Annotated in this window: 11 protein-coding genes; 8 read left to right on the top strand and 3 right to left on the bottom strand. The window is 35.9% G+C overall.

Annotation, left to right across the window (positions count from 1 at the left end; translation table 11 throughout):
- On the top strand, window positions 1–528 hold a 528-nt coding region (locus tag VNJ50_RS14020; RefSeq protein WP_325582921.1), incomplete at its 5' end, for a M15 family metallopeptidase.
- 79 nt (window positions 529–607) lie between these two features.
- Here the strand turns inward: VNJ50_RS14020 and VNJ50_RS14015 are convergent.
- A complete protein-coding gene (locus VNJ50_RS14015; RefSeq protein WP_325582920.1) occupies window positions 608–991 on the bottom strand; it encodes an ankyrin repeat domain-containing protein in 384 nt (127 codons plus the stop codon).
- 260 nt (window positions 992–1251) lie between these two features.
- On the opposite strand from VNJ50_RS14015, the gene gpmI reads away from it, so the two are divergent.
- The 5 genes from gpmI to VNJ50_RS13990 all read left to right on the top strand — a co-directional run bounded on the left by gpmI (window position 1252) and on the right by VNJ50_RS13990 (window position 5614).
- Window positions 1252–2769, top strand: coding sequence for a 2,3-bisphosphoglycerate-independent phosphoglycerate mutase (gene gpmI, locus VNJ50_RS14010; protein ID WP_325582919.1), 1518 nt, complete (start codon window positions 1252–1254; stop codon window positions 2767–2769).
- Between the two features lie 55 nt (window positions 2770–2824).
- Complete coding sequence (locus VNJ50_RS14005) at window positions 2825–3232, top strand: BT0820 family HAD-type phosphatase (RefSeq protein ID WP_325582918.1); 408 nt, start codon at window positions 2825–2827, stop codon at window positions 3230–3232.
- Window positions 3233–3385: 153 nt separating this feature from the next.
- Window positions 3386–4204: a type I methionyl aminopeptidase gene (gene map, locus VNJ50_RS14000; RefSeq protein ID WP_325582917.1), complete on the top strand. Its 819-nt coding sequence runs from the start codon at window positions 3386–3388 to the stop codon at window positions 4202–4204.
- A gap of 125 nt (window positions 4205–4329) precedes the next feature.
- Window positions 4330–4707 (top strand): GxxExxY protein, encoded by a 378-nt coding sequence (locus VNJ50_RS13995; protein ID WP_325582916.1) that lies wholly within the window; start codon window positions 4330–4332, stop codon window positions 4705–4707.
- 142 nt (window positions 4708–4849) lie between these two features.
- The gene (locus VNJ50_RS13990; protein ID WP_325582915.1) at window positions 4850–5614 is read left to right on the top strand and encodes a class I SAM-dependent methyltransferase; all 765 of its coding nucleotides are present in this window, start codon (window positions 4850–4852) and stop codon (window positions 5612–5614) included.
- A 215-nt stretch (window positions 5615–5829) separates the two neighbouring features.
- On the opposite strand, the gene VNJ50_RS13985 is transcribed toward VNJ50_RS13990, so the two are convergent.
- Both VNJ50_RS13985 and VNJ50_RS13980 read right to left on the bottom strand, forming a co-directional pair.
- On the bottom strand, window positions 5830–6813 hold the full coding sequence (locus tag VNJ50_RS13985) for an FAD:protein FMN transferase (RefSeq protein ID WP_325582914.1): 984 nt from the start codon (window positions 6811–6813) through the stop codon (window positions 5830–5832).
- A gap of 85 nt (window positions 6814–6898) precedes the next feature.
- Entirely contained in the window at window positions 6899–7276 is a 378-nt protein-coding gene (locus VNJ50_RS13980; protein ID WP_325582913.1) for a Na(+)-translocating NADH-quinone reductase subunit F, read from the bottom strand.
- Window positions 7277–7439: 163 nt separating this feature from the next.
- Between VNJ50_RS13980 and VNJ50_RS13975 the strand changes: the two genes are divergently transcribed.
- Both VNJ50_RS13975 and VNJ50_RS13970 read left to right on the top strand, forming a co-directional pair.
- Complete coding sequence (locus VNJ50_RS13975) at window positions 7440–7901, top strand: Na(+)-translocating NADH-quinone reductase subunit F (protein ID WP_325582912.1); 462 nt, start codon at window positions 7440–7442, stop codon at window positions 7899–7901.
- Window positions 7902–8146: 245 nt separating this feature from the next.
- Window positions 8147–9172 (top strand): ATP-binding protein, encoded by a 1026-nt coding sequence (locus VNJ50_RS13970; protein ID WP_325582911.1) that lies wholly within the window; start codon window positions 8147–8149, stop codon window positions 9170–9172.
- Window positions 9173–9294: the final 122 nt, after the last annotated feature.

Raw genomic sequence — 9294 nt, 5'->3', positions numbered from 1 at the left:
GAGGATATTGCCATTCAAGTGGTGTCGAGCTATCGGAACTTTGATCATCAAAATCGCATCTGGGAACGCAAATACAAAAACTTTATCCAGCAAGGTTTCTCACCAGAAAAAGCCATTGATAAAATCATTGAATACTCCACCATTCCGGGAACCTCGCGCCACCATTGGGGCACGGACATGGATCTTATTGATGCCAATGCTGTTCAACCAAAAAGCGTGTTGAGCCCAAGCCATTTTGAAGGTACTGGCTGTTTTGTAAACTTTAAAAAATGGATGGACGCCCATTCCAGAGATTTTGGTTTTTATCTGGTTTATACCAACAACCGCCAACGGAAAGGTTTTAAATATGAACCTTGGCATTATAGTTACAAAGCATTGTCCTGTGATTATCTTCACGACTACAAAAAATTAAACCTAAAAACCATCCTTGGTGAAGCATCACTTTTAGGCCATGAATATCTTACGGATTCGTTTTTAGAGCGTTATTATACTGGAAATATTTTGGATATTAATCCTGAGCTTTTTTAAATATCTACTGTACTTTTAAAGCACAAAAAAACCTCTTAAAACAAGAGGTTTTCTTAAGACACTAACTCAACTTTCAGTACTATGAAATACGTTCCAAATAGGCCAAAACATCATTGGCATGGGAGAGTTTCGCATAATCCATAGCGGTCAATCCTTTTTCCGATTTTCCTTTAAGTTCTGCGCCATGTTTAACGAGCAGTTGTAAAATACTGGTTTTATTATATCGTGCGGCAAACATAGCCGGCGTCATCCCATTAGATTTTTCATTGACATCGGCACCCAGCTCGATCAATTTCTTAACGGTTTCAAGATCGCCTTTTACAATAGCCATGCAAAAAGGACTTACAGAGGTTTTTGTTTTTACAATACTGGAAAACTGTGGCGTTTTAAGTGTGGTAGTTGCATTAGAAGTGTAGAAGGCAAAACCTAATGCGATGGCGGAAATCATAATTGTTTTTTTCATGATGAGTGATTTTTGATTAATGAATGTTTTTTTGATTATAAAAGAAAGACGGATCAAAAACAAAAGTGTTACAGTATGTCTATTAAAATAACATTTTGTTAACTTTTAAAAAGCAAATCACCTGAATAAATACGAATTTCACAAAACCTTGTTTGTCTTGATTTTTCCAACAAACACAACAATTATTTTGAGATTTTTATATGGATATCCGATCATTTGATTTTTTAAACTTTTATCTTTGAATTTCAAAACAAATCACCATGAACAAAAAAGTCATCCTTATGATTCTTGATGGTTGGGGAAAATCTCCGGACCCAAAAGTTTCTGCTATAGATAATGCCAACATCCCTTTTATCAACTCCTTATACACCAAATATCCCAATGCTTCTTTGCGAACTGACGGTCTGAATGTAGGATTACCGGAAGGCCAAATGGGCAATAGCGAAGTGGGCCACATGAATTTAGGTGCAGGCAGAATTGTTTATCAAGATTTGGCAAAAATCAATTTGGCTGTTCAAAATAACACCCTTGCACAAGAAAAAGTATTGGTCGATGCTTTTAAATATGCCAAGGAAAATAATAAACCGGTTCACTTTTTAGGTTTATTGAGCGATGGCGGCGTGCATTCGCACATCAATCATTTATTCGGATTGCTCGATGCCGCAAAAAACTATCATCTCGACAAAGTTTTTGTCCATGCCTTTACGGATGGACGCGATGTGGATCCAAAATCAGGATTAGGTTTTGTAGCACAATTGCAACATCATATCAAAAACACTTCCGCAGAATTGGCAACCATATCCGGCCGCTATTATGCGATGGATCGGGATAAACGCTGGGAACGCGTTAAATTAGCTTATGATGCTTTGGTGAACGGCATTGGCGAACCCTCAACAGATGCCATTCTATCCATACAAAAAAGTTATGAGGCAAATGTCACCGACGAATTTATCAAACCCATCGTGATGACCGATTATTATGGTCGTCCAAAAGCAACCATTAAAGATGGCGATGTGGTGATTTTCTTCAACTTCAGAACCGATCGTGGAAGACAATTAACCGAAGCCTTATCGCAAACCGATTTTCATGAGCAAAACATGCACAAACTCGATTTGTATTATGTAACGATGACCAATTATGACGAGGTTTACAAAGGCATTAAAGTAGTTTTTGAAAAAGATAACCTCACCGAAACTTTAGGTGAAGTTTTAGAAAAACACCACAAAAAACAAATCCGTATTGCGGAAACAGAAAAATATCCACACGTTACGTTTTTCTTTTCCGGTGGACGTGAAGTTCCGTTTGAGGGCGAAAAACGCATTTTACGCAATTCGCCAAAAGTGGCCACTTACGATTTGCAACCGGAAATGAGTGCTTATGAATTGCGCGATGCCCTAATTCCGGAACTGGAAAAAGAAGAGGTTGATTTTGTCTGCCTCAACTTTGCCAATGGCGATATGGTGGGCCATACTGGTGTTATGGAAGCTGCCATTAAAGCTTGTGAGGCGGTTGATGCTTGCGTCAAAGATGTGGTAACAACAGCCTTAAAGCACGGTTATACAACGCTTTTGATTGCCGATCATGGCAACTGTGAAACCATGATTAATCCTGATGGATCGCCAAACACGGCACATACTACAAATCCGGTACCGATTATTTTAATTGACAAGGATTTAAAACATATCAACGATGGTATTTTAGGCGATTTGGCACCGACTATTCTAAAATTAATGGGCATTCCGCAACCTAAAATCATGACGCAACATCCATTGATCTAATGTTTTTTAAGCCTACAGATTATTTATTGTATTTTAGCCTTTAAAGCATTGGCACATGAATTTTCAGAATAGACTTATTATCGCTGTAGATTTTGACGGCACCATTGTAGAAGATCGTTATCCCGGCATCGGGAAACCGCGTATGTTTGCTTTTGAAACGCTAAAACGGCTTCAAGATGATGGGCATCGGTTAATTTTATGGACTTATCGCTATGGTAAAAGTCTTGATGAAGCGGTAGAATTCTGCCAACAGAACGGCATCACCTTTTATGCGGTCAATAAAAGTTTTCCGGAAGAACAGTTTGATAATAGTAAAAGCCGCAAAATAAACGCCGATCTTTTTATAGATGATCGCAATATTGGTGGCGTTTTGGGTTGGGGCGAAGTCTATCAAATACTCACTAACGAAGAGCCAAACATTCCCGTAAAACGAACCAGGAGATTGTTTCCGTTTTTTAGATAAAACCTCTCTTCTTAATCACTTCAAAATGCGATTTATCAGTTAAGTTTCAACTTTTGAATCCGTATATCTGATATTATTATGCATTCAAATTCGAGATGTCATAATAAATGCCTCCCATTTATTTTAATTATCTTTGCGCCATATTTTTTTATAATGATCATACAAAAAACAAGAGAAGAAATTGAAATAATGCGCGAAAGTGCTTTAATCGTTTCGAAAACTTTAGGCATGTTGGCCAAAGAGATAAAACCGGGTGTTACTACAAAACAACTGGATAAAATGGCAGAGGAATACATTCGTGAACAAGGTGCCGTTCCTGGATTTTTAGGACTTTATGGCTGTCCTTCTACCCTACTTTGCAGTACCAATGAAGCGGTTGTTCATGGCTTGCCAACAGATATTCCTTTAAAAGAAGGTGATGTTGTGGCCGTTGATTGTGGTGCGTTAAAAAATGAATATTACGGCGACCATGCCTATACTTTTGAAGTTGGCGAAGTGTCTCCAGAAGTAAAAAAATTGCTTCAAATTACCAAAGAATCCTTATATCTGGGCATTAGAGAACTGAAAGTTGGCAATCGTGTGGGCGATGTGGGTTATGCTATTCAGAAGTATTGCGAAGATGAAGGTTACGGTGTGGTTCGTGAATTGGTTGGCCATGGCTTAGGCAAAAAAATGCACGAAGATCCAGAAATGCCAAACTACGGCAAACGCGGCCGAGGCAAAAAATTTATTGAAGGTATGGTTGTCGCCATCGAACCGATGATCAATCTTGGGACGCATAGAGTCAAACAATTGGATGACGGCTGGACGATTGTCACTTTGGATGGAAAACCAAGTGCGCATTTTGAGCACGATGTGGCTATTATCGATGGAAAACCAGAAATATTATCCACTTTTGGTTATATCTATGAGGCTTTGGGGATAGTGTCTGATGAGGAAACAGAGTTTAGAAGGGAAGCTTTGATTTTATAGTTAGTTTGAACAAAATGCTTTTTTAGACACTAATTGCACTAATTAACTCTAATTTAGATATCGTTTATATAAAGTTACAGTATCAGAATTTCACTAATTTGTTTTCTTACAACTCATAATTAAAAATGGTTCAAGATCTCATTTATAAAGAAGAATGCTATAAAATCATCGGTTTATGTATGGAAGTACATAGACAGTTAGGAAAGGGGTTTAGCGAAGTTGTTTATGGAGATGCTTTAGAAATCGAATTTATAGACAATAATTTAAAATATTCAAGAGAGAAAAAGTTTGGCATTACATATAAAGGAAATATATTACCTCATAAGTATTTAGCAGATTTTATTGTAGAAGACAAAATTATTTTGGAACTCAAAGCAATCGAATCTTTAAATAATGCTCATTTAAAGCAAACATTAAATTATTTGGCCGTATCAAAACTAAAACTTGGTCTATTAATTAATTTTGGAGAGGACAGCCTGAAATATAAAAGAGTTGTTCTTTAAAAATTAGCATTCTTTTTTCAAAATTTAAATCTACATAACTATTTTATTCGTGAAATTTAGTTAATAAATCATTGAGATCTTTTTCACGCACTGTTTAGTGAAAATTAGTGAAATTCGTGTCTCAAAAAATCAATTAAACAACTTGAAACAGCTCTTCAAATACATCCTCAACACCATCCCAAGACCCATCTTAATCCGATTGAGTTATGTGGCACGCCCTGTTTTGGCTTTCTTTCTAAAAGGAAATCAATTCACTGATCCTATTGATGGCAAAAGTTTCAAATCCTTTTTACCTTACGGATATGGCACACAACGCAATAACGTTTTATCGCCATCCACTTTGAGTTTGGAACGCCACAGATTATTATGGTTATATCTTAAAAACAAAACTGACTTTTTTACAACTCCTAAAAAAGTATTGCACTTTGCACCTGAACAGGCATTTTACAAACGTTTTCGGAAGATGAAACATTTAGATTACATCACTACCGATTTGAATTCACCATTAGCAGATGTGAAGGCTGATATTTGCAATCTACCTTTTAAGGATAACGAATTTGACATCATTTTATGCAATCATGTTTTAGAACATATTCCTGATGATACCAAAGCAATGCAAGAGCTTTTTAGAGTCATGAAACCTGGAGGTTATGGTATTTTTCAGATTCCACAGGATTTATCAAGAGCAGAAACCTTTGAAGATAATACCATTACCGACCGAAAAGAACGCGCCGAAATATTTGGACAATATGATCATGTCCGGATTTATGGCCGTGATTATTTTGACAAACTTAGAAGTATCGGATTTAAAGTCGAGGAAGTCGATTATACCACTAAATTATCTGAAACTGATGTGACTCGTTTTTGTTTGGCAAAAGGAGAAATTATTCCGGTGGTGCAGAAGTAAGAGCAGAGTTATTCCACGTTTTTCACAGAGTTTCACGGAGTCTTTTTTAAAATAGAGTTTCGCGGAGCTTTTGACCTTGTTTGATTGTGTCACTTCTGTAAAACAAACTTTCGGAAATTACTTTTCTACTTTAATAGAATCTATTCCCGGAAAAATCACTCTGTGGTCCTCAACGTTTTCTCAATGGACTTCCGTGAAATAACCATTTCTTGAGCTCATTCTTCAGGAAAGCCATTCAAAGTCAATGTTTCCAATTCCTTGCGATCATTTTCAAAAATCAAGAATACTTTTAATTCAGGATGCGTGGCCAAAAAGGATTTTACTTTTTCGACGCCCATCGCTTTAAATGCGGTAGCGTAAGCATCGGCCGTCATACAATCTTTGGCAATGACAGAAATACTCAACAAATTAGTTTTACTTGGATAACCAGTTTTTGTATCGATGATGTGCGAATAACGATTACCTAAACTATCAATTTTGAATTTTCTGTAAGTACCAGAAGTTGCCATCGCTTCGTCACGCAAGGAAACAGCTTTTAAGATGGATTGCTCCGCATCAAAATGCGGTAGCTCCACACCTACTTTCCATGGTTTTTGCTTTTCAAGATTCTGTCCTTTGCATCTAATTTCACCACCTATTTCAACAATATAATCGGTGATATTTTGACTCTCCAGATAATTGGCAATGACATCAACGCCATAACCTTTCGCAATCGCATTAAAATCGATAAATGTATTGGGGTTTTCTTTGATAATCTTATTGTTTTCCAATCTCACTTTATTCAATCCAACAGCGAGCATTAAACTATCAATTTTAAGACTGTCCAAAGTTTTTATATCTCCTTCTGGACCAAAATCCCAAGCGTTGACCAGAATGCCAATGGTTGGATCAAAAACGCCATCGGTAGCTTTATAAATCTCCTTTGAAGCATTAAATACATGTTCAAAATGCCCATCTACATTAAAAGCTTGGTTGTGGTTAATTTTTGAAATATCAGAGTCCGATTGATAAGTGGACATCGACGTATTGATCACTTGAAACAAACTATCAAATTGTTTCTGGAAATTGTCATTCTGTTCGGAAAAATATTGAATGCCGTAAGTAGTTCCAAAAACTTCACCAGTCATTTTAGTGTTTTCAGGATCTTTTTTACATGAAAAAACAACCAGTAGGATTAAAAGATAGCTTATTCTTTTCATCAATATAATTATTTTTGAAATCTAAATCTTATAGGTTACTTAGACTAATGTTCAATACTAAAAACTTAACAAAGCACGTTGTTTTCTAATTCAAATGCGTTTCGACCACCTGAATACCGTTATATTCAATCAAATAATCTTCATTGAGATATACCGGAAGATCCTCGCCATTTGGGTTTCCTAATGCTACTCCGGCATATAACACTTTAGCATCATTTTCACGCGCGTGCTTTTTAAAGGATTCCATCCAAATCATATCATAATTATTCGGGTTTTCAGGCAGCATGACCACCTTAACGATTACGAAAAAATATTGCTTGGTTTTGTCTATACACACAAACTGCGGATGTTTTTTTAGCTTGCTGTTAATGGCAATAAACTCAAAACCACGTTCTTCCAATTCCTTTCCAACGAGGTTCATCGCTAAATTATGCATTTCTTGTTCTGTAAGGGCTCTACTCATAATGCAAAAATACAAAATTGAAAAGTATCCAATTCTTAATACAAATTAAAAATACATATTCCATAAAAACTTAAGTGACCTAGTACATTTATACTGTTAAAATACGCTAATATCCCTCGTTGAACCAATCAATTTAGTAACTTAATAGTCTAAATTTTTAGTTATGACAACTTCATATCGTTTTGACCAAGCCATCGCCAAACTCTATAATGCATTTTATAACAACACGTTAAACCCTGAATGTTGCGTGCATTGTGCGGTTGGAAATATTTTGGACAACAAGGATGCTTGGAAACATCTTTCTGACCAGCATGGTGCTTTGCAATTGAATTATGTGGGATTGGTAAATCAAAATTTAGGTCGAAAATTCAACGGCTATTCCCCTTTGGAATTATTGAAAATAGAAGCGGAATTTCTTAAAGGATGTGGCTATTCGGTTCCGTTAACCCACTCAGGTAAGAAACCCAAAAACCCGAAAGACAAAGACATCCTTTTCAACGGCTTATGCCGCACTGTTGCATATTTATGTACTTTGGATGGTTTTGAGAACGTGATGGACTACTCCAAACTTTTTGAATTAGATACCCAATCAGAACACCACAAACTTCAAAATGTAGGAGGGTAAAAAGACAAATCTTTCCTTTATAGTTTTTTAAAACATGTGATAGCACCGATGATTTAACATCAAAAAACAGTATCACAATTGTTCGGTAAATTCAAAGATGAAACCCGAAGTATTTCATTAAATTTGGATCTGTAAAGGACACCTCTTTATGTCATATTTCTTTTTAAAAAATTTAAATAATATGGTCAAAAAGAAGGGTTCAACTGTTCATAATTCTTTTTAATTTACTTGTTGACAACACCATTATGGCTTACCATAGCACGACTTTAAGATCAAAAAAAAACAAATTAACTTTAGAGGAACTTCATTTAAATAATGACGTACGTGCTAAAATAAATCAACTTTTAGAAGAGTTCACTTATAAAGATGCGCTTGATAAACTAGATATTCCTGTTGATAACAAAATTTTACTGCACGGCCATACGGGTTGTGGAAAAACAGCAACGGCACATGCCATTGGTCTGGCACTTAACAAAAAGGTAATTACCATAAATTTAAGTGGTTTTGTTTCTTCAAAATTAGGAGAAACCGCCAAAAACCTTGCTGAAATATTTAAAGAAGCCACCATCGATAATGCCATTATATTCATTGACGAATTTGATTTTATAGGCAAACTAAGAGATTATGATGAGAAGGATTCAGGCGAAATGAAACGCTTGGTCAATGCCCTTATCCAGCAAATTGATCATTTGGATGACGATACACTATTGATTTGTGCCACCAATCACATCCATATTATTGATTCGGCAATTTTAAGACGTTTTCAAATTAAGTTGCATTACGAATTACCTACACAACAAGCTCTCGATGATTATTATGATAGTATTTTATTGAAGTATCCTTCAAACATCAATAAGGTTGTAAGAACTTACGGCATATCGTATGCGGAAGCTAAAGATTTGGCACTTCAGCAAATTAAAGCCAATGCCATTCAGTATGAAAAGCAAAAAAAACATTTGCTGTTTGTACATCAAGATTTAAAACCCACAGACGATAAACTCATAAAAACAGCCGATTCTTTATCTGGCTACAAATTACATCGATTGAGCGTTCAGAATTCAAAATCATCAGAAAACGATGCTTGTGATGAAAAGTTTATCACAGTAAAATCAACCGATAAAAATGACAAAATAGAAGGTTTTGTTATTGAACTAACAGGCGAAGAGCTAAGCGAAATGGATAAACTCAAAATTCATGATTGTACAAGAGTGCTCGCAACCACAAATTTGGGCACCGAAGTTTGGGTTTACACTTATAATAAACTGGTTTAACATGGAAAATATAACCAAAAACATCGATCATATTTTAAGTCGGATTGAAACAGCTTGTAAAATTTCGGGGCGAAATAGCAGCGATGTCAAACTGCTAATGGCAACCAAAACCGTATCTGCTG

This window comes from Gelidibacter sp., from assembly GCF_035577925.1.
Classification (GTDB): Bacteria; Bacteroidota; Bacteroidia; order Flavobacteriales; family Flavobacteriaceae; genus Gelidibacter.
This window is presented reverse-complemented; position numbering and strand designations above follow the sequence as displayed.